The sequence below is a fragment of the Oryzihumus sp. genome, from assembly GCF_054325275.1.
In genome coordinates, this window is the sequence record NZ_JBTCWL010000055.1 from 1 (window position 1) to 26,884 (window position 26,884).

Annotated in this window: 27 protein-coding genes, 1 tRNA gene and 1 pseudogene; 13 read left to right on the forward strand and 16 right to left on the reverse strand. The window is 72.7% G+C overall.

Annotation, left to right across the window (positions count from 1 at the left end; all coding sequences use genetic code 11):
- The first annotated feature begins 200 nt into the window (after nucleotides 1-200).
- Nucleotides 201-273, forward strand: a tRNA-Lys gene (locus ACXVGS_RS14015).
- 128 nt (nucleotides 274-401) lie between these two features.
- On the opposite strand, the gene ACXVGS_RS14020 is transcribed toward ACXVGS_RS14015, so the two are convergent.
- On the reverse strand, nucleotides 402-632 hold the full coding sequence (locus ACXVGS_RS14020) for a tyrosine-type recombinase/integrase (RefSeq protein WP_458529433.1): 231 nt from the start codon (nucleotides 630-632) through the stop codon (nucleotides 402-404).
- A gap of 209 nt (nucleotides 633-841) precedes the next feature.
- A complete protein-coding gene (locus ACXVGS_RS14025) occupies nucleotides 842-1,705 on the reverse strand; it encodes a PhzF family phenazine biosynthesis protein (RefSeq protein WP_458529432.1) in 864 nt (287 codons plus the stop codon).
- A 1,085-nt stretch (nucleotides 1,706-2,790) separates the two neighbouring features.
- Here ACXVGS_RS14025 and ACXVGS_RS14030 point away from each other — a divergent pair.
- The gene (locus tag ACXVGS_RS14030; RefSeq protein ID WP_458531825.1) at nucleotides 2,791-3,159 is read left to right on the forward strand and encodes a hypothetical protein; all 369 of its coding nucleotides are present in this window, start codon (nucleotides 2,791-2,793) and stop codon (nucleotides 3,157-3,159) included.
- Here the strand turns inward: ACXVGS_RS14030 and ACXVGS_RS14035 are convergent.
- On the reverse strand, nucleotides 3,120-4,502 hold the full coding sequence (locus tag ACXVGS_RS14035) for an ATP-binding protein (RefSeq protein WP_458531824.1): 1,383 nt from the start codon (nucleotides 4,500-4,502) through the stop codon (nucleotides 3,120-3,122). The two genes, ACXVGS_RS14030 and ACXVGS_RS14035, sit on opposite strands and share 40 nt — an antisense overlap.
- 29 nt (nucleotides 4,503-4,531) lie before the next feature.
- On the reverse strand, nucleotides 4,532-5,218 hold the full coding sequence (locus ACXVGS_RS14040) for a response regulator transcription factor (protein ID WP_458529429.1): 687 nt from the start codon (nucleotides 5,216-5,218) through the stop codon (nucleotides 4,532-4,534).
- Between the two features lie 287 nt (nucleotides 5,219-5,505).
- On the opposite strand from ACXVGS_RS14040, the gene ACXVGS_RS14045 reads away from it, so the two are divergent.
- Nucleotides 5,506-6,453 carry an alkaline phosphatase family protein gene (locus tag ACXVGS_RS14045; RefSeq protein WP_458529428.1) on the forward strand — a complete coding sequence of 316 codons (948 nt, stop codon included), beginning with the start codon at nucleotides 5,506-5,508 and terminating at the stop codon, nucleotides 6,451-6,453.
- 83 nt (nucleotides 6,454-6,536) lie between these two features.
- Nucleotides 6,537-7,355: an alpha/beta fold hydrolase gene (locus tag ACXVGS_RS14050; RefSeq protein ID WP_458531822.1), complete on the forward strand. Its 819-nt coding sequence runs from the start codon at nucleotides 6,537-6,539 to the stop codon at nucleotides 7,353-7,355.
- A gap of 51 nt (nucleotides 7,356-7,406) precedes the next feature.
- Here ACXVGS_RS14050 and ACXVGS_RS14055 read toward each other — a convergent pair whose 3' ends face one another.
- Entirely contained in the window at nucleotides 7,407-7,814 is a 408-nt protein-coding gene (locus tag ACXVGS_RS14055; protein WP_458529426.1) for a hypothetical protein, read from the reverse strand.
- 226 nt (nucleotides 7,815-8,040) lie between these two features.
- Between ACXVGS_RS14055 and ACXVGS_RS14060 the strand changes: the two genes are divergently transcribed.
- Together ACXVGS_RS14060 and ACXVGS_RS14065 are read left to right on the forward strand one after the other, a co-directional pair.
- A complete protein-coding gene (locus ACXVGS_RS14060) occupies nucleotides 8,041-8,616 on the forward strand; it encodes an NADPH-dependent FMN reductase (protein ID WP_458529425.1) in 576 nt (191 codons plus the stop codon).
- A gap of 137 nt (nucleotides 8,617-8,753) precedes the next feature.
- Complete coding sequence (locus tag ACXVGS_RS14065; protein WP_458531821.1) at nucleotides 8,754-9,170, forward strand: VOC family protein; 417 nt, start codon at nucleotides 8,754-8,756, stop codon at nucleotides 9,168-9,170.
- A 51-nt stretch (nucleotides 9,171-9,221) separates the two neighbouring features.
- Here ACXVGS_RS14065 and ACXVGS_RS14070 read toward each other — a convergent pair whose 3' ends face one another.
- From ACXVGS_RS14070 to ACXVGS_RS14085, 4 genes are all read right to left on the reverse strand, one after another.
- Nucleotides 9,222-9,467 carry a DUF6458 family protein gene (locus ACXVGS_RS14070; RefSeq protein WP_331113270.1) on the reverse strand — a complete coding sequence of 82 codons (246 nt, stop codon included), beginning with the start codon at nucleotides 9,465-9,467 and terminating at the stop codon, nucleotides 9,222-9,224.
- An 89-nt stretch (nucleotides 9,468-9,556) separates the two neighbouring features.
- Nucleotides 9,557-10,099 (reverse strand): GNAT family N-acetyltransferase, encoded by a 543-nt coding sequence (locus ACXVGS_RS14075; protein ID WP_458538031.1) that lies wholly within the window; start codon nucleotides 10,097-10,099, stop codon nucleotides 9,557-9,559.
- A 7-nt stretch (nucleotides 10,100-10,106) separates the two neighbouring features.
- Nucleotides 10,107-11,336, reverse strand: coding sequence for a GNAT family N-acetyltransferase (locus tag ACXVGS_RS14080; protein WP_458529422.1), 1,230 nt, complete (start codon nucleotides 11,334-11,336; stop codon nucleotides 10,107-10,109).
- 91 nt (nucleotides 11,337-11,427) lie between these two features.
- Nucleotides 11,428-12,006, reverse strand: coding sequence for a CGNR zinc finger domain-containing protein (locus ACXVGS_RS14085; RefSeq protein ID WP_458537074.1), 579 nt, complete (start codon nucleotides 12,004-12,006; stop codon nucleotides 11,428-11,430).
- A gap of 74 nt (nucleotides 12,007-12,080) precedes the next feature.
- Between ACXVGS_RS14085 and ACXVGS_RS14090 the strand changes: the two genes are divergently transcribed.
- The 3 genes from ACXVGS_RS14090 (at nucleotide 12,081) to ACXVGS_RS14100 (ending at nucleotide 15,257) form a co-directional block, all read left to right on the forward strand.
- Nucleotides 12,081-13,256, forward strand: a complete 1,176-nt coding sequence (locus tag ACXVGS_RS14090) for an MFS transporter (RefSeq protein WP_458529420.1) — start codon at nucleotides 12,081-12,083, stop codon at nucleotides 13,254-13,256.
- Between the two features lie 108 nt (nucleotides 13,257-13,364).
- On the forward strand, nucleotides 13,365-13,838 hold the full coding sequence (locus ACXVGS_RS14095) for a hypothetical protein (protein ID WP_458529419.1): 474 nt from the start codon (nucleotides 13,365-13,367) through the stop codon (nucleotides 13,836-13,838).
- A gap of 165 nt (nucleotides 13,839-14,003) precedes the next feature.
- Nucleotides 14,004-15,257 carry an MFS transporter gene (locus ACXVGS_RS14100; RefSeq protein WP_458531818.1) on the forward strand — a complete coding sequence of 418 codons (1,254 nt, stop codon included), beginning with the start codon at nucleotides 14,004-14,006 and terminating at the stop codon, nucleotides 15,255-15,257.
- A 57-nt stretch (nucleotides 15,258-15,314) separates the two neighbouring features.
- On the opposite strand, the gene ACXVGS_RS14105 is transcribed toward ACXVGS_RS14100, so the two are convergent.
- Complete coding sequence (locus ACXVGS_RS14105) at nucleotides 15,315-16,025, reverse strand: hypothetical protein (protein ID WP_458529417.1); 711 nt, start codon at nucleotides 16,023-16,025, stop codon at nucleotides 15,315-15,317.
- A gap of 93 nt (nucleotides 16,026-16,118) precedes the next feature.
- Here ACXVGS_RS14105 and ACXVGS_RS14110 point away from each other — a divergent pair.
- A pseudogene (locus ACXVGS_RS14110) lies at nucleotides 16,119-17,897 on the forward strand (glycoside hydrolase family 13 protein).
- Nucleotides 17,898-17,982: 85 nt separating this feature from the next.
- Here the strand turns inward: ACXVGS_RS14110 and ACXVGS_RS14115 are convergent.
- Entirely contained in the window at nucleotides 17,983-18,957 is a 975-nt protein-coding gene (locus tag ACXVGS_RS14115; RefSeq protein ID WP_458531817.1) for a cytochrome c oxidase assembly protein, read from the reverse strand.
- Between the two features lie 43 nt (nucleotides 18,958-19,000).
- Nucleotides 19,001-20,551, reverse strand: coding sequence for a phospholipase D-like domain-containing protein (locus ACXVGS_RS14120; protein WP_458529415.1), 1,551 nt, complete (start codon nucleotides 20,549-20,551; stop codon nucleotides 19,001-19,003).
- A 195-nt stretch (nucleotides 20,552-20,746) separates the two neighbouring features.
- On the opposite strand from ACXVGS_RS14120, the gene ACXVGS_RS14125 reads away from it, so the two are divergent.
- Together ACXVGS_RS14125 and ACXVGS_RS14130 are read left to right on the forward strand one after the other, a co-directional pair.
- Nucleotides 20,747-21,142 carry a nitroreductase/quinone reductase family protein gene (locus ACXVGS_RS14125; protein ID WP_458529414.1) on the forward strand — a complete coding sequence of 132 codons (396 nt, stop codon included), beginning with the start codon at nucleotides 20,747-20,749 and terminating at the stop codon, nucleotides 21,140-21,142.
- Between the two features lie 4 nt (nucleotides 21,143-21,146).
- Entirely contained in the window at nucleotides 21,147-21,578 is a 432-nt protein-coding gene (locus tag ACXVGS_RS14130; protein ID WP_458533306.1) for a nitroreductase family deazaflavin-dependent oxidoreductase, read from the forward strand.
- Here the strand turns inward: ACXVGS_RS14130 and ACXVGS_RS14135 are convergent.
- The 4 genes from ACXVGS_RS14135 to ACXVGS_RS14150 all read right to left on the reverse strand — a co-directional run bounded on the left by ACXVGS_RS14135 (nucleotide 21,529) and on the right by ACXVGS_RS14150 (nucleotide 25,925).
- Nucleotides 21,529-21,840, reverse strand: coding sequence for a hypothetical protein (locus ACXVGS_RS14135; protein WP_458529412.1), 312 nt, complete (start codon nucleotides 21,838-21,840; stop codon nucleotides 21,529-21,531). The genes ACXVGS_RS14130 and ACXVGS_RS14135 overlap by 50 nt on opposite strands.
- Nucleotides 21,841-21,871: 31 nt before the next feature.
- The gene (gene mgrA, locus ACXVGS_RS14140) at nucleotides 21,872-22,903 is read right to left on the reverse strand and encodes an L-glyceraldehyde 3-phosphate reductase (RefSeq protein ID WP_458537075.1); all 1,032 of its coding nucleotides are present in this window, start codon (nucleotides 22,901-22,903) and stop codon (nucleotides 21,872-21,874) included.
- A gap of 22 nt (nucleotides 22,904-22,925) precedes the next feature.
- Nucleotides 22,926-25,283 carry an amino acid permease gene (locus tag ACXVGS_RS14145; protein WP_458537076.1) on the reverse strand — a complete coding sequence of 786 codons (2,358 nt, stop codon included), beginning with the start codon at nucleotides 25,281-25,283 and terminating at the stop codon, nucleotides 22,926-22,928.
- Nucleotides 25,284-25,619: 336 nt separating this feature from the next.
- Nucleotides 25,620-25,925, reverse strand: coding sequence for a hypothetical protein (locus tag ACXVGS_RS14150; protein WP_458537077.1), 306 nt, complete (start codon nucleotides 25,923-25,925; stop codon nucleotides 25,620-25,622).
- Nucleotides 25,926-26,066: 141 nt separating this feature from the next.
- Between ACXVGS_RS14150 and ACXVGS_RS14155 the strand changes: the two genes are divergently transcribed.
- A partial coding sequence (locus ACXVGS_RS14155) for a helix-turn-helix transcriptional regulator (RefSeq protein ID WP_458537078.1) occupies nucleotides 26,067-26,884 on the forward strand: 818 nt, incomplete at its 3' end.

Consider the following 26,884-nt stretch of genomic DNA (forward strand, 5'->3'; position numbering starts at 1 on the left):
CGCGGGGGACGGCCCCAGCGGGCCACCTTGGAGCGAACGATCGCCCAGCGGCTCGGCCCGACCTGTAGCGGCGACGCTCCTCCCACCACCGAGGGCACCAGTGCGCGCCTGCGGCATACTGGCGCCGCGGCGGGTGCGAGCAGGGTCGAACTACACGGGTGTTGTCCCGAGGGTTCTCCCGACTAAAAGCCCCACCCCCCGGGCCTCTAGCTCAATTGGCAGAGCAGCGGACTTTTAATCCGCGGGTTGTGGGTTCGATCCCCACGGGGCCCACCCGTTTCACCTGCGGCGATGCCTTCGTGAACCTGTTAACGAGGGCATCGCCGGGGGCCCGTACAGCCACAAATACAGCCAAGGGGTTCCCGACGCCTGTTCGGGAACCCCTTGGGTGTACTCCGCGGTCAGCCAAAGAGAGACCTTGCGACCCGGTCGATCGCCTCGCGCTCGACGTCGGGCTGGACGTGGGCGTAGGTGTTCATGGTCAGGGAGATCTGGCTGTGGCCCAGCGTCTTCATCACCGTGCGTGGGTCAGACCCCGTCGCGATCATGAATGTGGCGAGGGCGTGGCGCAGGTCGTGCAACCGAAGCCAGTCCAGTCCGACGGACTCGCGCAGCGGCGATGTCAGGCCCACGGACCTGAAGTGCGACGGCGTCGCCGAGGAATGATCCCACCACGGCACCATTGAACGCGTGGACGATGGTCGCGAGTGTGAGTGCGGCTGCGACGACTAGGGCAACAGCGGCTGCACAAACCCACACGCCGGGTGGACAGCTGGGCCGCGCCCTGAGCACGAACGTGACCCCTCGGGACGACCGTGGACGGTTTCCCTCGATCTTTGAATCAGGCGAAGGCGGCCTCGCCACGCAGGACGGGGATGCAGCTGCCGGCAACGCTGGCGCGGATGCCGTCCTGGGTGCTCCAGGCCTCCAGCTCCAGTCGACTCGGGCGGCCCATCTCCACACCTTGCAGCGACGTGAACGCAAGGCGGTCGCCGCCCGACAGGTGCAGCAACAGACCAGCGAGGGCCAGGTTGGCGCTACCGGTCGCCGAGTCCTCCGGTGTGCCGGACAGGGGCGTGAACATACGGCACCGAACCTCGTCGCCATCCCGGGCGTAGGCGAGGACGGCCACCCTGGTGAGACCGGGCCGGGCCGCATGGGCGCTACGGAAGGCGGGAGAGTTCGGCGCAGCCCGGGTGAGCGCCTCGGCGCGTACCTCGACGATCACGAAGGCGTTTCCCATCGACGCCTCGACGGGCTCATGACGCTCAGTGACCACGTCCCCGGCGGATAGTTCAAGGCAGGCTGCAATTGAGTCGACCGAGTGGTTGGCGCCGACCTCCAAAGCGAGCGGCGCCGTGATCGCTGCCCCGCGAACACGCCCTTCAGCGTCATGGCGTAGTTCGACCTCCACGACACCTGCCCGCACCTCGAAGGTGAGCCGCCCGTCTCGCGCCCGGTCTGCGAGCACGTAGGCCGTGCCGACCATCGGGTGGCCCGCGAAGTCGAACTCGCTGGTGCGGCAGAAGATGCGCACGCGAGCCGCGTGCGCGGGATCGTCCGGCGGCAGGACGAAGGTCGTCTCGCTGAGGTTGAGTTCACTCGCCAGCGGCTGCAGCACGTTCTCGGGGATCTCGGCAGCATCGGTGAACACGGCAAGAGCGTTACCTCCGAAGCGCTGTTCGGCGAAGACGTCAACGGTCACGAAGGGCGAGCTTGGCACAGCGGTGGACACTACCGAGTGACTCGGGGCGACGTCGCCAGGACGTGCACGATGACGAGATCACCAACGGACCCGATGCCGGAAGCGGTCGCCCTCCGCGCTGACGAGCCTTGCCTCCCGAGCCGCTGGCCTTTGAATGAGGTTTGCCCCGGCTGCGGCTGATGGCTTGACGCTCCTTGGCACATCGCACAGAACGGCAGGCTGGGTCTGCCCGGGGCCAAGTCGACCTGGGAACCCGCGGGCTACTCCACGCTTGAGCGCGTCCTCGCGGCCAGCTGACCGCGACTACGCCCCGAGGCCGCCGCCGTCCCCAGCACAAGGACGCCCCCGCTCAACCTGCGCGCAGGGGGGTACGCACGGGGAGCGGGGGCGCCAACCGGTCACGCTACGCCTGCGAGCTGTGCACCAATCGGGGGCCCACGCAGACCGGCCGCGAGAACCTGCTCAGCGAGGCGGTCAACACTCAGGCATCGCCGCCGTCACCGGCCTCGAGCTCAGCGAGCAGCACCCTCCAGCTCGTAGGCACCGCGCCGCAACCAGAAGTCGTCGTACTCGCCAGCCCGCGCCCGGTAGTCGTCCACCTGCCCGCTCACGCGCCCCTCACCCATGCCTTCGAACCTGGCCCTGCCGCCGGGTCAGTGGGGGAGAGCGACCCGACGAACGAGCGGGTATGCCGTGCCTCCCGCGGGCGCGCCCGCAGGACGGGAGGGGACAACAGTCAAGAATCCACGGGTGGCCGACTCGACACCCTGGCGCAACACCACCCACGACTGGGCGAGAACCGTTGACGCCGAACACCTCTCGCAGATCAGGGCAGACCCGGCCGCCTACCCACCCGGCGGCGTGCTGCACCTGGCCCTCGAGGTCGTCGCCTACGCCGCCGACGAATCCGCCGACCAAGCCCCCGACCTAGCCACCCACGAGGCCATCGACGACGAGGCCGCCACCTCGGCCGGGGGCCGCTGCACGATCACCCTGCATGCCGACGGGTCGGTGAGCGTGGCGGACAACGGGCGAGGGACCGACACCCGTCTCGACGCCGACGGCGCCCGGTGCGCAAGCCGGTCATGGCGACGCGGGACCTGCGGTTCTTCGGCTCGCTCGCGACGGAGGCGGCGGAGACGCTGCCCGAAGGCCACCCCCGGCGAGGCATCTCCGTGGTGGCCGCTCTCACCGCGTGGCTGGTCCACACCAACCACCGCGGCACCGGGTCGTGGACGCAGCGCTACGAGCACGGCATACCGGTCACCGGGCTGGAGCCGGTGGCCGCGCGCCCGACCACGGGCACCACGGTCCACTTCCTGCCCGGGGAGGACGTCGACCCCCTCCCGAAGGCAGGGGAGCTGAGCTGGCTGGCACGCCGGCCGCACCTGGCCGTCGAGGTCATCGACCAGCGTCAGCCCCGCGGCAGCGCAAGGCGGAACGTGGCTCCCTGACCGGTGTCCAGCAGGCTGATCGTGCCGCCGGCCGCGGTGGTCAGCCGCCGCGCCAGGGCGAGCCCCAGCCCTGCGCCGCCATGGTCGTCGCCGACGGCCGCGCGCCGCCCCGGCTCGAAGACGTGGTCCCGCACCGCGTCCGGCACCCCGGGGCCGTCGTCGGCGACGTCGACGAAGACCTCCCGGTCGTCATTCGTGACCCGGATGCGCACCTCCGTCGCGGCGTGGCGCAGCGCGTTCTCCAGCACCGGTGCGACGGCCCGCTCGAGGACGAGGGCGTCCAGCCCGGCTGCGGGCACCGACGGCAAGGGCGGCTGGACCACCACGCGGACCCGGGCACCCTCACCCGCCCGGCGTGCCAGCCCCTGCACCACCTGCCCGGCGTCACAACGCCCGGCCAGCCCCCCGGCCTCGGTCCGGGCGGTGGCCAGCAAGGTTCCCAGGATCGCCTCCATCTCACGGGCGCTGTCGGCGATCGCGGCCAGGGCCTGCGCGGCCTCCAGTGCCGACGCCGCCTCCCGGGACTGTGCCGCCTCCAGGGACTGCGGCGTCGCCGGGGACTCGCCCGTCCCGGCCGCGGAGGACAACGTCGCCTCCTCGGCGAGGTCGGCCTCGACGAGGATCCGGGACAGCGGGGTGCGCAGCTCGTGCGAGATCTCGGCGACGAGCTGCTTCTCGTAGCGCAGCATCGCCGACATGCGCGCCAGCCACCCGTCGAGCGTGGCCGCCAGCAGGGCCAGCTCGCGGGGTCGAGGGCCCGGGCCGAAGCGCCGGTCGACGTCCACGTCGACCCACTCCTGCGCCTGGGACGTCATCTCCTGCACCGGACGCAGGGCACTGGTGACACTGGCCCGGGCCACGAGGTAGGCCGCGCCCACCATCACGACCGCCAGCACCGCACTGCCGACCAGCACCGCGTGGGCAGATTGCTGGTAGGGCACCAGCGACAGCGAGGTCACCACCGTGGCCACCTGCCGCCCGTCGATGCGCACGGCCTCCGAGTGCAGGCGCAGCGGCTTGTCCCCCGGCACGTCCAGGAACCGCCCCGGTGTCGCGGCGACGGCCTGGACGCTGGGTTCCAGCGAGGCGTTCCCGGGCGGCTGCTCGAGGATGCGGCCGCCGGCGATGATCCACGTCCCGGCGTCGAGGAGGGCGTCGTCGCTGGGGTCGCTGACCGTGACCCGCCCGGCCGCGCCGACCTCCACCGTCGCCATCGCGGAGTCCGCGCGGTCAACCAGCTCGGCATTGGCCTGTGCCTGCCCCCGCTGGTCCAGCACCACGTTGAGGGTGACGGTGGCCAGGAGCACCCACACCGCCAGGGCCAGCGTGGCCGCGAGCGACACCCCGGCACGCAGGCTCCGCGGATTCCTTCTCATGAGTAGCGGTAGCCCACGCCGTGGATGGTCTTGATCTGGCGTTCGGGGTCAGCGGCGGCAAGCTTGCGGCGCAGCCGCGCGATGTACTGGTCCAGGGCGTTGTCGCTGACCTTGGCGCCGTCGGGCCACGCCGCGGAGAACAGCAGGTGCCGGCGGACCGCCGTGCCGGGCGCACCCATCAGGGCCGCGAGGATCCGGAACTCCGTCGGGGAGAGCGGGACCGAGGCGGTGGCTGAGACGAGGGCGTGCGCCTTGGGGTCCAGGTGGGTCTGGGCCAGCGGGTCCGCCGGCGGGGACCACTCGACCCGGCGCAGAAGCGCGGTCACCCGGGCGAGGAGCTCGGCAAGCTCGAACGGCTTGGACACGTAGTCGTCACCCCCCGCCGAGAAGCCGGACAGCACGTCGGCCACCTGTCCCCGCGCGGTCATGAACAGCACCGGCGTGGTGTCACCCCTGGCGCGCAACGCCTGGCAGACGTCACGACCGTCGGCGTCGGGCAGGCCGATGTCGAGGACGATGAGGTCAGCCCCGTCCTCCTCCAGCTGCGCGAGCGCCGACCGCCCGTCCCGCGCCGTGGTCACGCGGAAGTGGTGGCGGCGCAGGGCGCGGGCCACCGAATGGCGCAGGGAGTCGTCGTCCTCGACGAGCAGCACCCGGCAGGCCTCCATGCGAGCGAGTATCACCGGTGCTCCTGTCCGCCGTCCTCAACCGCGCATCCCGCGTCGCCCGGCCCGTGCGCTGCCGCGGGCCAGATGCCACCCGCCGACCCTGACACGGCGGATCTGACAAAGTCCTGAACGAACGGCGCACCCGGTGGGCTCCCGTCAAGACGCATTCACATGGCCCCGAGGCACGCATCCTGCGCGAGGCGCCCCCTGCGCCACCACAGCTACGGTCGTGGCGGCCGCACATCTGGGACCCACGGCACGTCGTGGGATCGGGTGCGCGCGTCCTGACCTTGGGGGTGTCCGTGTCGTACCGCCGCGCTATTGCCGCATCCGCGCTCGTCCTGCTTGCCGCTGCCGGGATGACCTCGACCTCGGGTCAGCAGGCCCAAGCAGCAGCATCCCTGTGCGGGACGGCGGTCGCCGCCCCGGCGACCTACGACCACGTGATCTGGATCGTGGAGGAGGACAAGAACTACGCCTCGGTCGTCGGCTCGAAGTACGCGCCGTACATCAACACGACGCTCATCCCCCGCTGCGGCCTGGCGACCAACTTCCACCCGGAGACCCACAACTCGCTGGGCGACTACGTGGCCATGGTCTCGGGGACGCAGTCGAAGCCGACGCCGCCCACGATCTTCGGCCAGCTGCGCAGCCGGGGGAAGACGTGGCGGGCCTACCTGCAGTCCATGCCGGCGAACTGCTACCGCACCACCACGGGCAACTACAGCACGGTCCACAACCCGCCGGAGTGGTTCAACGACACCGCAGCCGCCTGCCCGGCGTGGGACGTCCCCGAGACCCAGCTCGCCACCGACCTGAGCCACAACACGCTTCCGACGTTCGCGTTCATCGCCGCCGACAACGCCCACAACATGCACAACAACCCCGTCTCCAGCGCGATCAGCAACGGTGACGCGTGGCTCAACAGCGAGGTCACCAAGATCGTCTCGAGCCCGACCTGGCTGGCCGGCCGGACCGCCATCTTCGTCACCTGGGACGAGGGGAACGGCCCCAAGAGCACGACGCTCAACTACCAGGGCGAGAACTGCCTCGACCCGACCAAGGCCGCCACGGACCTCTCCTGCCACGTCGCCACGATCGTCATCGCGCCGCACACACGGCCGGGGACACGATCGAGCACCTTCTACTCGCACTACAACCTGCTGGCCACGACCGAGGACATGCTCGGCCTGACCAGGCTCGGCAGCGCGGCCTCGGCGGCGAGCATGCGCGCGGCCTTCGGTCTCTGAACCGGCGAGGCGAAACCCGGTTGAAGCACCTGGGCCGGGCCGGTTGACTGGGCCGACCGAACCCGCATCCGCCAGGAGCCTTTTTGCCCGTCTGCCCGGACACCGACATCGCCTACGACCGCGCCGGCCCGACCGGTGGCACCCCCGTCCTCCTGGTCCACGCCGGTGTCGCGGACCGCCGGATGTGGGAGCCGCAGTGGGCCGCACTGACCCGCAGGCACGACGTGGTGCGGCTGGACCTGCGCGGCTTCGGCGAGTCCGCGTCGCGACCGGCCGCCGTGCCCTTCGCCCACCACGACGACGTCGCCGACACCCTGGCCGCGCTGGGCGTGGAGCGGGCGCACCTCGTCGGCTGCTCCTTCGGTGCCGGCGTCGCCGTCGAGACCGCACTGGAGCACCCGGAGCTGGTGGCCTCGCTCCTGCTCGCTGCCCCCGGCGGCTCGCTGATGACCGAGATGAGCCCGGAGCTGGGCCGCTTCTTCGACGCCGAGCGCGAGGCCATGGACCGCGGCGACCTCGACGCGGCCGTGCAGGCCAACCTCGACTGGTGGGTCGACGGCCCGCAGCGCGAGGCCGACCCCGCGCGGACCGGGATCCGCGACCTCGTCGCCACCATGCAGCGCCGGGCGTTCGAGGTCACCGCTGACTGGGACGACGTCGAGGAGGTCGAGCTCGACCCCCCGACCGCCGAGCGGCTCAGCGAGCTGGCGGTGCCGACCCTGGTGCTCGAGGGCGGCTTGGACATCCCGACCATCTGCGTCGCCGCCCGGGACGTGGCCGGCCAGGTCTCCGGCGCCCGCCGCGAGGTGTGGACGGACACCGCCCACCTGCCCTCGCTCGAGCGCCCCGAGGACTTCCGGGCGCTGCTCGAGGAGTGGCTGGCCGAGGTCAGCAGGTCCTGAGGCGTATGCCGTGCGGCTGGGGCCCAGCCACACGGCATACCCGCGGGTGGCTCACCCGTGGACGAGCATCCGGGTCGGGTTGGACAGCTGGTAGAGCCCGCGAAGGAACCGCCAGCCGCCGAAGACGACGGCACCCCAGGCCACGACGAAATGGCCGCCCTGTCCGGCGGCGGCGTACGACCACACGCTGACCGTCAGGCCGATGAGCATGATCACCGCACCGAGGACGGCGTTGCGGATCGCGATCCCCCGCAGCCGCGCCACCAGGGCCGGGGAGACCCCCGGCGCGGCCGGCGGGACGAAGGTGGGCACACCGTCGTAGGCCGGGTCCTCGACCCACAGGTTCCAGCCCGCCGGGGCCGGTCCCCACGACGGGTGCGGGGCCCAGCCGGGAGCAGGCGTCCAGTCGGCGGACGGCAGCGGCGGCCAGTTCGGCGGCGGGTTGAACCGATACCCCATGAGGCGCTCCTCTCTCGGCCACGACCCCCTCGCCGTGGTGCCTTCGCCAGTCTGGCGACGGCGGCCCACCCGGTCCGGCGCTTGCCCGACGTCGGTCCGTTCGGCCGACCCGGGTCGACCCACCGGTCCGGCGAGGACCTCCGCCGTTCGGCCGATCTGCATGCCCGGGACAGGAGACGCCGGCGGTCGGAGACTGGAGTGACCCATCCAGCAAGGGAGGCCATCCATGACCACGCACGAGGTCGGGTACTTCGTCGGCAGCCTGTCGGAGGAGTCCATCAACCGCACCCTTTCCAAGTCCCTCGTCCGTCTCGCCCCACCGTCGATGCACCTGACCGAGATCCCGATCCGGGACCTGCCGCTCTACAACCGCGACCTCGACGGCGCGTTCCCCGCGGAGGCCACCGCACTCAAGGACGCGATCGCCAGCGTCCAGGCGGTGCTCTTCGTGACCCCGGAGTACAACCGCTCCATCCCGGGCGCCCTGAAGAACGCCATCGACTGGGCCAGCCGCCCCTGGGGCCAGAACTCGCTCGCGCGCAAGCCGTCCGCGGTCATCGGCGCCTCCCCCGGCGCCATCGGGACCGCCGTCGCCCAGCAGCACCTCAAGAGCATCCTCAGCTTCTGCAACTCGCCCCAGATGAACGCGGTCGAGGCCTACATCCAGTTCAAGCCGGGGCTGTTCACCCCCGACGGCGAGGTCACCGACGAGAGCACCGAGGTGTTCCTGCGCGACTACCTCGAGGAGTTCAGCTCCTTCATCGCGCGCGTGCTGACCGTGCTCCCGCCCGAGGAGGCCTGAGGGCGCAGGACGCTGCCGGCCCACGTCATCCGGACCAGGAGGCCTGCGGCATTTGCCCTTGCCGCGCGCCGCGAGGAGGACGAGGCTGAAGCCGCCGGCACCCCGGCAGCACCGACGCCACACGATGGGGAGAAGTCATGGCGGTCCAGCTCAACCCGTACCTCGGATTCAAGGACAACGCCCGCGCGGCGATGGAGTTCTACCAGTCGGTCTTCGGCGGCACGCTGAACATCTCGACGTTCAAGGAGTTCCACGCCTCCCAGGACCCGGCCGAGGACGACCTGGTGATGCACGCCCAGCTCGAGGGCGACAACGGCATCGTCTTCATGGCCTCCGACACGCCCGCGCGCATGGACTACACGCCGGGCAACAACTTCAACATGTCGCTCAGCGGCGACGACGAAGCCACCCTGCGCGGCTGGTTCGACAAGCTCGCCGACGGCGGCACCGTGACCATGCCGATGGACAAGGCCCCCTGGGGCGACATCTTCGGCATGTGCGTCGACAAGTTCGGCGTCAGCTGGCTGGTCAACGCCTCGGTCCCGCAGGCCTGAGCGCAGGTATGCCGTGTGGCTGGGTCCCAGCCACACGGCAGACCGGTCGGATCACTCGACGTCGACGTCGCGGATCACGTGCTGGACGGTGTGCGGCGGGGCGGTCGGGTCGTCCGGCTGCTCGACCCGGGTGATGACGCGCTCGTGCCGGCTGCCGCGCCGCGCGTAGGCGATGATCGCGCCGCCGGCGACCATGAGGATCACGCCGACCACCTTGAGGTTGATGCCGGGCGCGTCCACGCGCACCGCGAACGTCAGGATCGCACCCAGCACCGCCAGGAAGACTCCGGCTCCCACGTCACACCTGCCTCGGACGGGGCAGCGGCCGGTCGCCCCTGCCGAACGCCGCGAGTCTACGCATTTCCACCCGAACCGGACGGTCCGCCTCAGCCCCTGGTCGTGCGGAAGACCTCGAGCGGGATCCCGTAGTACTGCTCCGAGAGCCCGAGGTGCTCCATACCCAGGCGCCGGCAGACCGCCTGCGACTTGTCGTTGTCGGGGTTGACGACCGCCAGCACCTCGCCGAGCCCGGCTGCGAACCCACGCTCGATCGCCGCCCGGGCGGCCTCGGTGGCATAGCCGTTGCCCCAGTGGTCGGGGTGCAGGTGCCAGCCGACCTCGACCTCGCCGTTGGTGCCGCCGCGCAGCGGCACGAGCAGCACGGTGCCCACCGGCCGGCCGCTGGCCCGCTCGACCACGCACCACACGCCGTAGGTCGGGTCGGGGTCGCTGCGGCCGCCCCACTGGTCGACCACGAGGTGGGCCTCGTCGAGGTTCTCCAGCGGGCGCGGGGTCGCCCCGAGCCAGCGGGCGACCTCCATGCGTGAGTAGGTGTCGAGGATGTCCTCGGCGTCGTCGTGGGTCCATGGCCGCACGACCAGCCGCTCGGTCTCGAAGACCGTTGTCTCAGAAGCGTTGTGGGTCAACACGAGTCTCCTAGAACCAGGACAGGCACAGCGGCGCCGTGCGTGTCGTGAACAGCCGGTCGGCGAGCGCCGCGGCTCCGGGCGTGAGCTCGTCGGCGCGCCCGCCGAGCACGAGGCCGGTGAACGAGACACCTCCGAGGTAGGTCGAGCCGAGGTCGGCGACGTCAAGCCGCAGGTCGGGGGTGGCGTCCTCGACCCGGGCACACTTGGCCTCGCCGTCCTCGACGTCGAGGGCGAAGGTGCCGGACAGGTCCGGGCAGAACGGGTCCTCCACCTGCAGGACGAGCCTCCCGGACCCCGTGTATCCGCGGGCGGCCAGCGCCGCGGGCACGTCCAGGAGGCGCACCCACAGCCAGTCGGTGCTCCTGACGGTCTGGGCCGCACGGATGTCGGCGAGGCGCCAGCGCAGCGGGTCGTCGGCGGCCACCCGGGCGAAGCGGACCGTGTCGACGAGGTCGTGGTCGAGGCAGTAGCGCGCCAGCACCGCCCGCACCCGCTCCTGCGACGCGACCACCTCGTCGACGATCAGGGTGCGGCCGTTGCCGCCCGCCCGGTCGTCGTGGATGGCGTAGCTGGCGTAGCCGTCCGGGACCCCGTCGGCATCGCGGTGGACGATGACGAAGCGGTGCTCGGTCGAGACCGGCGGCATGCCCGCACCAGCCTTCCAGAGCCGCTCGGGGCGACCGAGGGCTCCGTGCCGCACCCGGGCGTAGGCGTCGTAGACCTCCGCCATCACGGCCATCGCGTCCCGGCGTTCCCTCAGCTCGAGGCTGCCGTCGTCGGTGACCGGCTCGAGGAAGGCGCCGCGGGCGGTCTCGATGGTCCAGGTCTGCGCGGTCGTCGCCGGGCCGTAGCCGCAGCGCCGGTAGATCGTGGCCTCCGAGGCGAGCAGCACGGCCACCGCCTCGCCGCGGTCACGCAGGTCCTGGAGCTGACGGCGCATCAGCGCGGTGAACAGGCCCCGGCGCCGGTGGGTCGGCAGCACCGACACGCAGGTGACCCCGGCGACCGGCACCTGGCGCCCACCCGGCACGGTCAGGTCGAAGGTGTAGGCGCCGGTCGTGGCGACCAGATGCCCGTCGTCCTCGACGACCAGCCCACGGTCCATCTCGAGCGCGTGCCACCACTGCTTCGCCCGAGGCGTCTCGTCGGGAACCGTGCCGAAGGCCGGCAGCGCGGCCCGCACGAACGCCTCATGGTCCGCCTGCGTGGTGGGCCGGACCTGCACGTCGCCGCTCATCAGCTCCGACTCCCAACCTGAAAGAGATGCTTCACATCGGGTGAACCTAGGACGGCAGCGCGGCGCGCGTCAACGGCTTTCGGGCAACAGGTCAGCGCCTGGCCCGGAAGGCGGCCGCCTTGGTCCGGCTCTGGCACGCCGTCGAGCAGAAGCGCTTGCTGGCGTTGCGCGACCGGTCGACATAGACCCGGTCGCAGACGGTGGCCGCACACACCCCCAGCCGCCCGGCCAGGTCACTGCCCAGCGCCAGGGCCAGCGCGGCAGCACACCCGGCCGACCAGCCCAGCGCCAGCGAGTCATCGGCCCCATGGAAGTGCAGGTGCCACCCCTGCCCGTCGCGCCGGTCGAGCTGGGGCCGCGCACCGGTGTCGGACAGCAGCGCGTTGACCTCCGCCGCCGCGGCGTCAGCCTGCCCGCCATCGACCGCCTCGAACACCACCCGCAGCCGCCGCGCGGTCGCCGCGAGCTGCTCGGCCGCCGGCGCGCTGACCGTGGGGGTGATCCGCCCGCCACCGCTGAGCGCCTCGACGACGGCGGCCCGCCGCCCGACGCCCCGCGGCTCCTCGACCGGCACACCCCCGGAGGCGCCGCCGGTCAGGCCGTTGACCAGCCGCACGCACACGTCGAGCAGGTTGAGCACGTGACTGCCGAAGTTCACTTGACCAGTCACCTCCGGTTCCCTAGGTTGGTCAGGTCGTGACTGATCATAGGCGCGACACCAGTCACGCTCGGACCAGGAGAACCGTGAGGCGCCAGCACCCGCCCCTCCCCCGCGCCGTGTGGCTGCTCGTCGCTGCCCGCGCGGTCAACCGGCTCGGCGCCTTCAGCCTGCCCTTCCTCACGGTGACCCTGGTGCAGACCTTCCACGCCCCGGTCCGCGCGGCCGGCCTGGTCATGGCCGCGTTCGGCCTGGCCACCATCCCCTCGCGCCTGCTCGGCGGCCACCTGGCCGACCGCCTGGGTGCCCGCGCCACCATCACGCTGGGCCTGGCCGGCTGTGCGGTCGCCCAGCTCGGCATCGCGGCCGCGCGCACCCTGCCCCAGGCCGCCGGGGCCGCCGTCGCGCTCGGGCTGGCCTTCGAGCTCTACGAGCCCCCGAGCCAAGCGCTCATCGCCGACGCGACCACCGCCGAGCAGCGTCCCGCCGCGTACTCGCTGCTCGCCGCCGCCCTGGCCGCTGCCGGCATGGGCGCCGGCCTGCTCGCCTCGGCCCTCGCCCACTGGGACCTGCGCTGGCTCTTCGTCGCGGACGCCGCCACGTGCCTCGGCTGTGCCGTGGTCGTGGCGCTGGCCCTCCCCCGCGCTCCCGGCAGGCGGGTGCCGACCGCAACCACCCGGCATACCGGTCCATGGCGGGACCGGCGCCTGCTCGCCCTCCTGGCCGCCGGCACGGTCTTCGCCACCACGTACCTGCAGGTCACCATCGCGCTGCCGCTGACGGTGCTCGACCGGGGCCTGCCGGCCACGCTGGTCGGCCTGCTGCTCACCACCTCGGCGCTGACCATCGTCGCGGCCCGGCCCGCGCTGCGGCTGCGGCGGGTCGCCGGGCTGGACGACTTCGCCGCGATGGCTCTCGGCTACGCCCTGCTCGGATCCGGCCTGCTGGCAACGGGATTCGCCACCACGGCCCTGACCCTGGCTGCCGCCACGGTGCTCTGGAGCCTGGGCGACCTGGTCCTGTTCGCGAGGATCTACACCGTCGTCGCGGCGATCGCACCGGCGACGGCACGGGGTCGCTACCTCGCGGCGTACGGCACGAGCTGGGGCGTCGCGGCCTTCGTCGCACCCCTGCTGGGCACCGCGGTGCTCACCGCCGCCGGCCCGCCGGGGCTGTGGTCGGGCTGCGCCGCGGCCAGCCTGCTGCTCGCGGCCGCGCAGCCCCTGCTGCGCCGGCGCCTGACGGGCACGTCATGGGGGTGACCCGACGCCTCCCGGCATGCGCTGAACGTCCCACTTTTGGTGGATCCGGGCCCTCTTGGGGCGGAGAAGCGTGGGCCTGGTCAGGCCGCTCGGCGAAGGAGGAAGGTCATGGCCGAACACGTTGTGGACCGTAGGGGGATGCTGCGCGGAGCCGGCGTCGCTGCCGGTGCCGCAACCCTTGGCGGCGTGGTCCTTGCGGCCCCCGCGGACGCCGCGTCCAGCGGCCTCCTCGGCGGGTGGCTGATCACGCACCGTGACAACCCGCCGGCGCCGCCGGACGAGACCCAGGCCGTGGTGACCTTCGCCCCGGGCGGGGTCTTCCAGGTCATCGACATCGACCCGGTCGGCACGCCCGGCGCCGGGTCCTGGTCGGGCTCGGCGTCCTCGTTCCACGCGACGTTCTGGGCGGGCCAGCCGGGCGACAACGGCAGCCCGGCGGTCGTGGTCCGGGTGCGGCCCCACGGCAAGGTCGACGGCGACCGGGTCTCAGGCACCTACTCGGTGACCATCTGGGACGCAAAGACGCACAAGCAGGTCGGGACAGGCACCGGCAAGTTCTGGGGGTCTCGGATCGACGCCTGAACGCGTCCCGGCCGACCACGGTCGGTCAGGCGCATCGATCCGGGGGAAGGTACCGGCGGTCGGAGGCTCTCCCGGCCGCCGGTACAATTCTGTGCAGCTCAGGGTCATGTGCACGTCTGTTGGGTGGGAGGACGTGCGCCCCGCCGCACCCTTGGAGCCCCGCGCATGTCACCCCTGACGTCCTACCGGCAGCTGTTCGCGCTGTCCGGACCCACCTACGTCCTCGTGGCCTTCCTCGGCCGCCTGCCGCTGGCGATGAGCCAGCTCGGCACCCTCCTGCTCGTCGCCGGGTCCACCGGGAGCTACGGCGCCGGTGGCGCCTCGGCGGGTGCGCTGGCCGTCGCCAACGCGGTCGGCTCCCCCGTGGCCGGCGCCCTGGCCGACCGGGTCGGGCAGCGCGCCGTCGTCCTCGCCCAGTCACTGGCCGGAGCCGCCGGGCTCGCCGCCCTCGTCCTGCTCGCCACCGCGGGCGCGCCCTGGCCGGCCCAGGCCGCGGCCGCCGCGCTGACCGGCCTGCTCATGCCCCAGGTTGGCCCGCTGGCCCGCGTCCGCTGGCGCCCGATCACCCGCCACGCCGGCGCGGACCAGCCGCGGCTGGTCAACGTCGCCTTCTCCTACGAGGGGGCCGCCGACGAGGCCTCGTTCGTCGTCGGGCCGGCTCTCGTCGGGGCCGCTGCCACGGTGGTCGCCCCCGCCGCTGCACTCGTCGTCGCAGCAGCGGTGCTGGCCGTGTTCGGCTCGTGGTTCGCCCTGCACCCGACCGCCCACCTGGTCCGGCGCGCCCGGGAGGCCGCCACCCACACCCGGGGCCGGCTGTTCACCGGCAGCCTGGTGCTGCTCTGCCTGGCCCAGCTCATCATCGGCACGGTCTTCGGCTCCGCGCAGACCGCCACCTCCCAGATGGCCACCGCCGCCGGGGTGCCCGGGCTCACCGGTGGGCTGCACGCCCTGCTCGGCGTCGGCAGCGTCGTCGCCGGCCTCGCCGTGGCGATGCTGCCCGAGCGGTTCCCCTACGAGCAGCGCCTGCGCGTGTTCGCCGCCGGGCTGCTCGTGCTGGCCCTGCCGCTGCTTGCCGTCAACACCCTGCCGGCCCTGGCGCTGGCCCTGGGCGTGCTCGGCCTGGCCGTGGCGCCCTACATGATCAGCGTGTTCACCCTCGCCGAGCGGATCACCCCGCCCCGGCGCACCGGCGCCGCGATGACCGTGCTCGCCGGGGCGACGGGCATGGGGTATGCCGTGGGGTCGAGCGTCGCGGGCCGGCTCGCCGACGCGAGCGGCCACACCGCAGCGTTCGGGGTCACCGTGACGGCAGGCGTCCTCGCCACGGCGCTGACACTGGCCGCCGCCCCGCTGCTGCGCGCGGAGCAGCACCGCGTCGCCTCGGCCCCCGCGGAGGTCGAGGCCCTGCAACCCGCCTGACCCCGCCGCCCCTGACCGGCCGGACGAGTCCGCCCGGTCAGGGGCCACTGCGAGGCGTCAGGAGCTGCGCCACATCCCGGTGGTGTGCCGGGTGCGCTCGGGCGGGCGCAGCGCCGTCGCCGGGACCTCGCCCGGGGCCGCCGGCCTCGGGCCGAAGTCGGCGATCGCGCCGACCACGAGCTGCTCGAGCAACGCGTCCGGGTCGCTGATGCACGCCACGGCCACACCTTCGACCGAGCAGCGCACCAACCGGCGCGCGGCCCTCGGGCGCAGGTCGGGCGAGCGGAGCCCGGCGTCGCGCAGGAACCGCCTGGCCCAGCGCTCGGCCTCGGGCACGGCCGCCAGCACGTCCCTGCTCTCCTGCGACATCGTCCCGGCCGGCTGCCCGTCCAGGGACGCCAACGCCCGCTCGCAGGCGTAGACGCCCAGGGCCAGGACCCGCTGACGTTCGGCCGAGGCGACCGGCAGCGCCCGGCGCGCGGCGCCGAGAGCGATCCGCGCATCGATGTGCGGGTCGTTGCCGGTCAGCCCGATGACGGTCGGGACGAGCGGCACCAGCCGCGCCCGGCCCTCGTCGGAGATGTGGTCGTTGACCAGCCGGGCCAGCTCGCCCAGGAGGGGGTGGGTGCACTTGGGGTGGTCGCTCCAGTGCTCACCCGCGAGATAGGACGCGAACTCCATGAAGCACGCCCCACGCTTGGGGCTGCGGTGCTTGCCTCGGGACAGGACCGGGATGAAGTCCGGCCCCTTGACGGTCTCGGTTCGCACGAGGCACCTCCGTCCGTGTGGAAGGGAACCATCTGCCAGTCTGCGCCCGTGGTGCCCGGCCCGCCATACCCCTTTGGCGTGTCCTTGCCGGCGATGGACTCACTCTGGCGACGGTGGTGGCGCCCCCATACCCTCGGACAGGTGACGGAGGCGACGCGGGACCGGTACGGCCAGGACCAGTGGTGGAAGAGCGCGGTGGTCTACCAGATCTACCCGCGCAGCTTCGCCGACAGCAACGGTGACGGGATCGGGGACCTCCCCGGCATCACCAGCCGGCTGGACCACCTCAGCGCCCTCGGGGTGGATGTCATCTGGCTCTCGCCGGTCTACCCCTCGCCGCAGGACGACAACGGCTACGACATCAGCGACTACCAGGGCATCGACCCGACGTTCGGCACGCTGGCCGACTTCGACGAGCTGCTGGCGCAGGTGCACGCCCGCGGGATGAAGCTGGTCATGGACCTGGTAGTCAACCACACCAGCGACGAGCACCCGTGGTTCGTGGAGTCCCGCTCCCGCACCGACAACCCCAAGCGCGACTGGTAGTGGTGGCGTGGCCCGCGCGAGGGGATGGCCGCCGGGGACCCCGGCGCCGAGCCGACCAACTGGGGGTCCTTCTTCTCCGGCCCCACGTGGGAGCTGGACGCGGCCACCGGCGAGTACTACCTGCACCTGTTCAGCCGCAAGCAGCCCGACCTCAACTGGGAGAACCCGCAGGTCCGCGAGGCGGTCTACGCGATGATGCGGTGGTGGCTCGACCGGGGCGTGGACGGCTTCCGGATGGACGTCATCAACATGATCAGCAAGGACACCGCGCTGCCGGACGGCCACCAGGGGCCGGGCGCCCACCACGGCGACGGGAGCCCGCACTTCCTCTGCGGCCCGCGGATCCACGAGTTCCTCCAGGAGATGCACGCCGCGGTGTTCGCAGGGCGGGACGGGGCGTTCCTCACCGTCGGCGAGATGCCCGGCGTCACCGTGGACGAGGCCCGGCTGTTCACCGACCCGGCCCGCCGCGAGGTGGACATGGTGTTCCAGTTCGAGCACGTCGGCCTCGACCAGGGCGACTCGAAGTGGGACGTGCGGCCGCTGGACCTGCGCGACCTCAAGGCCTCGCTCGGGCGCTGGCAGGCCGGCCTGGCCGAGAGCGGGTGGAACAGCCTGTACTGGAACAACCACGACCAGCCGCGCATCGTCAGCCGGTTCGGCGACGACGGCGAGCACCGGGTGACCTCGGCGACCATGCTCGGCACGGTGCTGCACCTGCACCGCGGGACGCCCTACGTCTACCAGGGTGAGGAGCTCGGCATGACCAACGCGCCGTTCGCCTCGATCGAGGACTTCCGCGACATCGAGTCGGTCAACCACTACCGGGCGTGGGTCGACCCGGGGCACCAGAGCGCCGAGGAGGTCCTGGCCGCACTGCGCGTCATGAGCCGGGACAACGCCCGCACGCCGATGCAGTGGGACGAGTCGCCGCACGCCGGCTTCACCACCGGCGAGCCGTGGATCGCGGTCAACCCCAACCACGCCACGGTCAACGCCGCCGCAGCGGTGGCTGACGAGGGCTCGGTGTTCCACCACTACCGGCGGCTGATCGAGCTGCGACACAAGGAACCGGCCGTCGCACACGGCGACTTCCACATGCTGCTCCCGCACGACGAGCGGGTCTATGCGTTCACCCGCCGGCTGGAGGACGTCGAGCTGCTCGTCCTCGGCAACTTCTCCGGCGAGGACGCACCGGCCGACGTGCCCGACGCCGAGGCGTGGGCCGGGTCCGAGCTGCTGCTGGGCAACCTGCCCGACGTGCCGGACGCCGGGCCGATCGTGCTGCGCCCGTGGGAGGCGCGCATCTACCGCCGCACGTCCTGACGCGGGCCACGCGACGATCGTCGCGGCAGTTTGCGCGCGAAAAGCGCCCGCAAACGCGCCGACGATCGTCGCGTTCGCGGCCTGGTCAGCGGTACTGGTCCCGGAACCGGGGGTCGGTCTCCCACCACGGCCGCTCACGCGCCGGCTCGGACGGGGCGGCGCCCTCTTCGGCGACACCCTCCGCGGCCTGCACCTGCTGCGGCGCACGCTCGCGGGCGTCCAGCTCGGCGTCGACGGCCCGCGCCTCCGCGGCGTCGGCGCGCACCCAGCCGATGAGCACGGCGAAGAGGAACGGCAGGCCGACGCTCTCGGCGATGCCCAGCATCGCCCCGCCGCCGAGCTTCTGGTCCCAGGCCGGGTCCGGCCCCCAGGTGCGGTCCATGTAGCCGGGCACGCCGGCCGCCAGCAGGGTCGGCGCGGTCATCACGAGGATGCCGGGCACGGCGTCGGCCAGGCCGTCGACGAACGCGAACAGCGCCCGCACCGGGTGGGTGCACCACGCCGGGAGCATCTCCTCGCCCAGCAGCGGCAGCACGAACAGCGCGCCGGTCCCCAACAGCACGAGGTAGAGCACCTCGCGCACCCCGGCACTGGCCACCGAGTCCGCCAGCCACGGGGTGAAGAACACCGCCACCAGGGCCCCGACGGCGACCGCCGAGCTCACCAGCGGGAACATCAGCACCCGTGCCACCCGCCCGCGGAGGACGCCCAGCAGCCGGCCGGAACCCCTGTCCCCCAGAGCGTTCGCCGACACCGTGACCGGGTCGCCGAGCGCCAGGCCGAGCGGCGTCACCGCCGAGAGCACCGTCGCCTGGGCCGCGGCCATCCAGAAGAGCGTGCCCCGGTAGACCGCGAGCACCCCGCAGGTGGCGTAGACCAACGTCCCGACCCCCAGCACGGCGAACGCCAGCGCGCGCCACCCCGACCACGCGCGTCCGGTGCGGTGCAGGCGGACCAGGCACACGGCATACCCGGCCAGGAGCAGCACTCCGAGGGCGATGCCGACGGGGTCCGCGGTCCAGGCGGTCAGCCAGCTCGAGGCGGTCGGCGGGGGAAGCACGCGGGCCATGATGCTCCGCGTCCCTGTGCGCCCCGGTGCGTCCTCAGTCCGCGCGGCGCAGGCGCTGGCGCCAGGACCGGCCGTCGGGGTCGTGCACGAGCCGGTAGAACACCCCGGCCCACACCCGCGTCCACCCGCTGACGTGGTGCTCGGTCAACGGGCGCAGCCGGCCGGGCGGGCGCGGGCCGACCCGGCCGCCGTCGTGCCACGCCTGCAGGCACTGCGCCGAGCGGGCGAACGCCGCGAGCGTCTCGGCCGGGTCGGCCAGCGCGGAGGCGTCCTCGAGGTCGAGGTGCTCGGCGGCCAGCGCGAGGCGCAGCCGCTGCGGGTAGCCGCCGGGGTCGTGCACGGCCGCGGCGATCTCGGAGTCGTGCGTCCACGAGCGCCGGTTGAAGTTGTCCGATCCCACCGAGGCCCAGGTGTCGTCGATGACGCAGACCTTGGCGTGGACGTAGACCGGCACGCCGGCCGGGCTCTCCACGCCGTATGCCGTGACGCGGCCGGGTGCCGCGCGCTGCAGGATGCGCAGCGCGGTCTGGCGACCGAGCAGCTGCGGGGCCACGGCCAGGCGCCCGTCCTGGTCGGGGTGGTGCGGCAGGACCGCGACCAGGTGCAGCTCGGGGTTGGCGCGCAACGTTCGGGCCAGCAGCCGGGCGACCTCGGTGGACCACAGGTACTGGTCCTCGACGTAGACCAGGCGCCGGGCCTGGCCGAGCGCCTTGCGGTAGCCGCGCGCGACGCTGCGCTCCCCCTGGGGCGCGAACGGGTAGCCCGGGCGCCGGAAGGGGTAGGTGCGCAGCAGCTGGACCGCCAGCTCGCCGGTCGGCTCCGGGTCGGGCAGCTGCTCCGGCAGCGGGGTCACCCGGTCGGGCTGGACGCCGCGGACCCGGTCCTGCGCCCGGCGCCAGGGGCTGCGGCTGAGCGGCTGGGGATCCTCCCAGCGCTCCCGGAAGACGGTCTCGACGTCGCCGACGACCGGCCCGGTGAGGGCGACCTGCACGTCGTGCCACGGCGGGCGTTCGCCGTAGACCTTCGCCATCGGCTGCCGCTGCGGGTCGCCGGCGTGGTCGGCGTCGTCGCGGCGGCTGTGGCACAGGTCCAGCCCACCGACGAACGCCACGTCGAGCTCGGGGCGGCCAGGGTGGCGCAGGACCACGAGCTTCTGGTGGTGCGAGCCGCCGGGACGCACCCGCATGTCGAGCTGGCACTGGCCGCCGGCCTCGTTGACGAGGTCGCCGAGGGTGCGGTTGGCCTCCGCGGCGAAGGACAGGCGCTTCCAGTGCGAGCGCCACACCAGGCCGCGCACGTCGACCCCGCGCCGGGCGGCGTCGCCCAGCAGGGTGGCAACCTCGCTGCCGTCCTTGCCGAGCAGCTGCTGGTCGGCGTCACCCCGCCAGTCGGTGAACAGCAGCAGGTCGCCGTCGCCCATCTGCCGCACCCGCCGGTCGAGCTCGGCGAAGTACGTCGCGCCGTGCACCAGCGGGGTGACGGTGTTGCCGCACGTCCACGCCCGCCCGTCGGGGTGGCGACTGTCCAGGCGGGTCGCGGGGTTGCCGCGCTCGTCGGCGGACAGGAACCAGTCGGCGATCGGCACCCGCGATGCCTACACGGCGGTCGGCCACCGCGGCAAGCCCGACCGCCATCACTGCCCAGAGAACACGGCTTGACCCGCGTTTCGCGGCCCGGACCGCCCCCGAACGCGGGTCAAGCCGTGTCCGGTCGGGAGTGGTCCATCCCGGAGTCGGCCAAACCGGTCGACGCGGGCGCGCCCCGACCCGAGGATGGGGCCATGGCCTACCTCAAGCCCGGCTCGTTCACCGTCAAGGTCGCCAACAAGGTCGCGATGCGCACCACCTTGTGGGGCGTTCACACCCTTCGGGTCTCGCGACGCAACAGCGCGCGGAACCAGGACCTCCCGGTCATCCCGGTCGAGGTCGACGGCCACCTCTACATCGTCTCGACCCGCGGTGAGTCCGACTGGGTGCGCAACGTCCGCGCCGCCGGCCGGGTCGGCCTGGGGCAGAAGGGCGACCTGCGCGACTACACCGTCACGGAGGTCCCGGTGGCCGAGCGCGAGCCGGTCATCACGGCATACCGCAAGAAGGCGGGCCGGGAGGTGGAGCAGTACTGGAAGAAGCTGCCCGACCCGGCCGACCACCCGCTGTTCCGGCTCACCCCGGCCTGACCCGGTGCCGCGCCTGCGGCCGACCGCCCTGACCACGCGGGTGTTCAACCCGCTGGTGCGCCGCACGACGTGGTGGGACGTGCACACCCTGGAGGTGGCCGGGCGCCGCAGCGGCCGCCCGCACCGTATGCCGGTCGTGCCGGTCGACGTCGCCGGTCACCGCTACCTCGTCTCGCCCTACGGCGACTCCGACTGGGTGCACAACGTCCGCGCGGCCGGCCGTCTCACCCTGACCCAGCGCGGTCGCACGACGGCCTGGACCACGGTCGAGGTGCCGGTCGACCAGCGCCCGGCGGTGCTGCGGGCCTGGCGGCGCAAGGCCGGGTGGACGGTCGGGGTCTACTTCCGCAAGCGGCCCGATCCCGCCGACCACCCGGTCTTCCGGCTCACGCCGGAGGAAAGCCGCCCGGGTCCATCGGCCACAGGTCGAGCGTGACCTCGTAGCGGTCCCCGAGCTCGGCCTGGAGAGGTTCGAGCAGCCGCGGGCCACGGGCTGCCCACGCCTCGGCGGACTCGGATGCGTCCCACCCGCGGTCCCAGTGGAAGTGCTCGTCGAAGTCCGCCTGCCAGGCCAGCAGCCGCTCGGTGAGCGCGGCCGAGACCCCGAGCCGGCGCGGGTCCCCCACGCACCCGCCACGGATCCACAGCGGAGAGGGCGCGAGGTAGTCGGTCGTCAGCTGCAGCTGTTCCCGTGCCATGCGCGCCCCCTCCCGTGGTGGGACCCTGGTCTCAGTCCTCGGTGACGCCGGCCCAGAGGTTGATGCCGGCCTCGACCGCGTCCTGGTCGATCGCGGCGAGCTCCTCGTCGGTGAAGGTCAGGTTGGCCAGCGCGCCGACGTTGGTCTCCAGCTGCTGCACCGAGGAGGCACCGATCACCGTCGAGGTGACCCGCTGGTCACGCAGCGCCCACGACAGGGCCATCTGCGCCAGCTTCTGCCCGCGCTGGCCGGCGATCTCGTTGAGCGCCCGCACGTGCCCGAGCACCTTCTCGTCGAGATGCTCCGGCAGCAGCGACTTGTCCTGCGCCGCGCGCGAGTCGGCCGGGACGCCGTTGAGGTAACGGTCGGTGAGCAGCCCCTGCGCGAGCGGGGTGAACACGATGCAGCCCATGCCCTGCGACTCGAGCTCGTCGAGCAGGCCCTTCTCGATCCAGCGGTTGAGCATCGAGTAGGACGGCTGGTGGATCAGCAGCGGCGTGCCCAGCTCGCGGGCGATGGTCGCCGCCTCCTGGGTCTTCTTCGCCGAGTAGGAGGAGATGCCGGCATACAGCGCCCTGCCCGAGCGCACCGCCTGGTCGAGCGCCATCATCGTCTCCTCGATCGGCGTCTCGGCGTCGAAGCGGTGGGAGTAGAAGATGTCGACGTAGTCCAGGCCCATCCGCGCCAGCGAGTCGTCCAGGGAGCTCAGGAGGTACTTGCGCGAGCCGCCCTCGCCGTACGGCCCGGGCCACATGTCCCAGCCGGCCTTGCTGGAGATGACCAGCTCGTTGCGGTAGCGCGCGAAGTCCTGGGCGAAGATCGTGCCGAAGTTGCGCTCGGCGGCGCCGTACGGCGGGCCGTAGTTGTTGGCCAGGTCGAAGTGGGTGATGCCCAGGTCGAAGGCGCGGCGCAGGATCGCGCGCTGGCTGTCGAGCGTCTTGTCGTCGCCGAAGTTGTGCCACAGGCCGAGCGAGATCGCGGGGAGCTTCAGGCCGCTGCTGCCGCAGCGGCGGTACTGCATCGAGGACTCGTAGCGGTCGGAGGCGGCTTCGTAGGACGTCATGGCGCCCAGTCTGCCAACCCGCTCAGGTGGCGGGGACAGCCCCGTCCCGAGGGAGGAGACGGTAGATCGGGTTCGCCATGGCCAGGTGCCCGCGGTAGTCGCCCACCCGCCCCTCCACCCGGACGTTCGCCCCCGGCTCGATCCCCGGTATCGCGCGCCGCCCGTAGAAGAGCAGGGTCACCCCGCCGGAGTCGTCCACGAGCTCGCAGCGCAGCGCAGGGCTGCCGGAGATCGGCGAGACCTCGCAGGAGCGGATCCGCCCCTGCAGCACCGCCGTGCGGCGATGGGGCGCCTGCGCGATCGGCACGCACCCCTCCGGCGCGGTCATCGTCGCGACGGCGGCACCCTCCCTGCGACTCCCGGCGCCGTTCCGGTCGCCTGTCCCGGACGCCAGCGCGGCCTCGGCCTCGTGCTGCACCCGCCGCCACGGCGCGCGGGAGGCGTCGAACGGCACGATCGTCGCCGCCACGCCCGCGACCTGGGAGACGGCAGCGGCGATGTCGTCGGCGGTGCGGTCGTGCAGCAGCCGCCCGAGCAGCGCGCCGTAGGAGCGGCGGGGCAGCAGCACGGTCGCCTGGGTGGACTCCCCGGAGCTGAGGACCCGGTCGACCAGCTCTAGCGCGGCCCGCGGCAGCCGCCGGTCCGGGCAGTCGACCAGCTCCAGCGGCAGGTCCAGGCCCGGCTGGGCGTCCCACTCCCGCTGCAGCACCTCCGCGTGGGCGGAGTCGATGACGAAGTGCACCACGCGGATCTCGCTGGGACGCAAGGTCCGCGCATACCGGATCGCCCGGATGACGGCGAGGTCCACGCTGTCCACGAGCACGAGGACGACGTTGCGCGCCGCCCGGGCCGCGGGCACGGCGGAGGGCGACGCCCGCAGCAGGGCCGCCTCGCGCTGGTAGGTGCGGTGCAGGCGCAGCAGGACGACGACCATCACCGGGAAGACCAGCACGACCAGCCAGGCGCCCTCGGTGAACTTGGTGACGGCGAAGATGACCACCACCAGGGCCGAGACGGCGCCGGTGACCAGGTTGAGCCCGACCTTGGCGCGCCACCGGCCCTGCCGGTAGGTCTGGTAGTGCCGGGCCATCCCGAAGCCGGCCAGGGTGAAGCCGGTGAAGACGCCGATCGCGTAGAAGGCGACCAGCTTGTCCACGTGGGCGCCGGTGCCGATGATCAGCGCCAGCGAGACCACCGTCAGCACGATGATGCCGTTGGAGAAGGCGAGCCGGTGACCGCGCTTGGTCAGCCAGCGGGGCAGGAACCCGTCTCCGGCCACGAAGTTCGCCAGGAACGGGAAGCCGTTGAACGGCGTGTTGGCGCCGGTGTAGAGGATGAGCATCGTCGCGGTCTGCACCAGCAGGAAGAGCACGTGGCCCACGGCGCCGTCGCCGAAGACGGCCTTGGCGACCTGGGAGATCACGGTCGGCGAGCCCGACTCGTAGGGCACCGCGTGGGTCTCGTGCGCCAGCCAGGACACCCCGGCGACCAGGAACGCCAGCACCGAGCTCATGACGACCAGGGTCTTGCGCGCGTTGAGGCCCTGCGGGGTGTGGAAGGTGCTGACCCCGTTGGAGATCGCCTCCAGCCCGGTCAGCGACGACCCGCCGTTGGCGAACGACTTCATGAGGATGAAGATCGCGCCGAAGGTCAGCAGCGAGGAGCCGTGCCCGACCGGGAACGCCCCCGGCGAGGTCATCGGGTCGTAGTGCGGCAGGTCGCCGAGCAGCTCGCGGACCACGCCGGTGACGATGACGACGGTCATCGACGCGAGGAAGAAGTACGTCGGGAACGCGAACGCCCTTCCGGCCTCACGGATCCCGCGCAGGTTGCCGTAGAACAGCACGAGCACCACGCCGACGGTGATCCACAGGGACCAGCTCGCCAGCGCCGGGACCGCGGAGGTGACCGCGGCGGTCCCGGCCGCGGCCTGCACCGCCACGGTGACGATGTAGTCGAGCATCAGCGCCACGGCCGCGATCTGCGCCACCGCCGGGCCGAAGTTCTCGCGGGCCACCACGTACGAGCCACCGGTCTTCGTGTAGACCGACACCACGTCGCGGTAGGAGAACGTGACGATGGCCAGCACGCCCAGGATGACCACGGTGAGCGGCAGCAGCATCGTGAACGCCGCGATCCCGAAGGCGGGCAGCAGGATGACCAGCATCTCCTCCGAGCCGTACGCCGAGGAGGAGATGCAGTCGGACGACAAGACGCCGAGCGCGAGGCGCTTGCTCAGCCGCTCGTGCTGGAGCTGGTCACGGGTGAGCGCCTTGCCCAACAGGCGGCGCTTGAGCCGGTAGCCGGGCGGCTCGGGGAGAACAGGACCCTCGGCGAGCGCGACGGGGGACTCTGCGTCGGACGTCCAGGCGGTGGCCACCTCTCGATTCTCCGAGCCCGATGCCGCACCGATCAGCGATCTTGACGCGTCCTTGACGCCGGGGTCCGGCAGGCGCGCACCGCCCATCGTCCCGGGCCCGCAGCCCAGGTCCAGCAGCGCCAGGCCGGGGCGCAGCGAAGGACCCGGATGATGGGATACCCGTCCTACGATCCGAGACAACCGTGCTGGCCGGTATTCGCCCTCCACCCCGGCCCCTCACCCCCGGCCCCCTCACCCTCGGCCCCCTCACCCTCGGCCCGTCACCGAGCGGATGGCTGCTGGAACCGGTCCGGGACGGCCGCGCAGCAGCCACCTGCTCGGTGAGGCGGGCGTTCGTCAGCCGGTGGGTGGGAGGGTCTCGGTGCGCAGCAGGTCCAGGATGCGGGTGCGCGGCGTGCCGGCCAGTGCCGGCGCGGCGGTCGGCGAGGACCACACGCGCTGCTCCAGGAACGTCTCGAACGCCGCCGCACCCTCGTGGGTCTCGAACTCCAGGTCGACCATCAGGTAGTGCGGGTCGTCGGCCGGCCGGCGGATGGCGTAGCTGCGTACTCCGGCCTTCGCGCGCGCGTCCTCGAAGCGGTCGAACGCGGTCTTCCACAGGTCGTAGTCGTGGATCGGGTGCTCGATGCGGAGTGTGGTCATGGGCCCTCCTTGCCGGTTCCGGGGTCGCTCGTGACCGGCAGGGTAGGTCGCCGAGTGAGGCGACCGTCATCCCAGGAACCTGGGATGGGCCGGGCCGTCGGGCGAAGCGGTGCGCGACCCCCGCGGGCATACGCTCCTGCCATGCCTGGCAGGTGGGGCCGGACGCGAGCGCGCGAGCACATCGAGGCGCTCGCCGACGTGCCCTTGGACTCGACCGACCTGCGCCGCAGAATCCTCGCGGTCCTGCGTGACGAGGTGGGCTTCGACGCATACGTCTGGCTGCTGACGGACCCGGTGACCACGGTGGGCGTGGCACCGCTCGCCGACGTCCCCTGCCTGCCGGAGCTGCCTGCGCTCATCAGGGCGAAGTACGCCACCCCGCTCAACCGCTGGACCGTGCTGAAGCGCGGGACGTCCCCCACCGGGCGCCTGGACGACCTGGTGGGCGGCGACCTGGCCCGCAGCCGGGTGTGGCGCGAGGTGATGAGCCGGTACGGGGTCCGAGACGTCGCGTCCACCGTCTTCGCGGACCAGTTCGGCTGCTGGGGCTTCCTGGACCTCTGGCGCTTCGACACGAGCGGGCCGTTCGGACGCACCGACGCCGACCTCCTGGCCGGCCTCGCTCCCTCGTCGACGACCGCGCTGCGTCGGTGCCAGGCGCGCACGTTCGTCGAGCCCGCGACTCCCCAACGGGAGGACGTGGGACCCGTCGTGCTGACGCTCGACGAAGACCTGCGCATCACCCGCCGCACGGCGGCCTCCGAGGGCTGGTTGGCGGCGCTGCTCCCGCCGGGGCCCGACGAGCAGGTCGTCCCGGCGAGCGCCTACAACGTCGCCGCGCAGCTGCTGGCGGTCGAGGCCGGCGTCGACGACCACCCGGCGTCGACCCGGACGCACCTCGCCGACGGCTTCTGGCTCACCGTGCGTGCGGCCAGGCTGGCGGCCGAGGCGCTGGACCC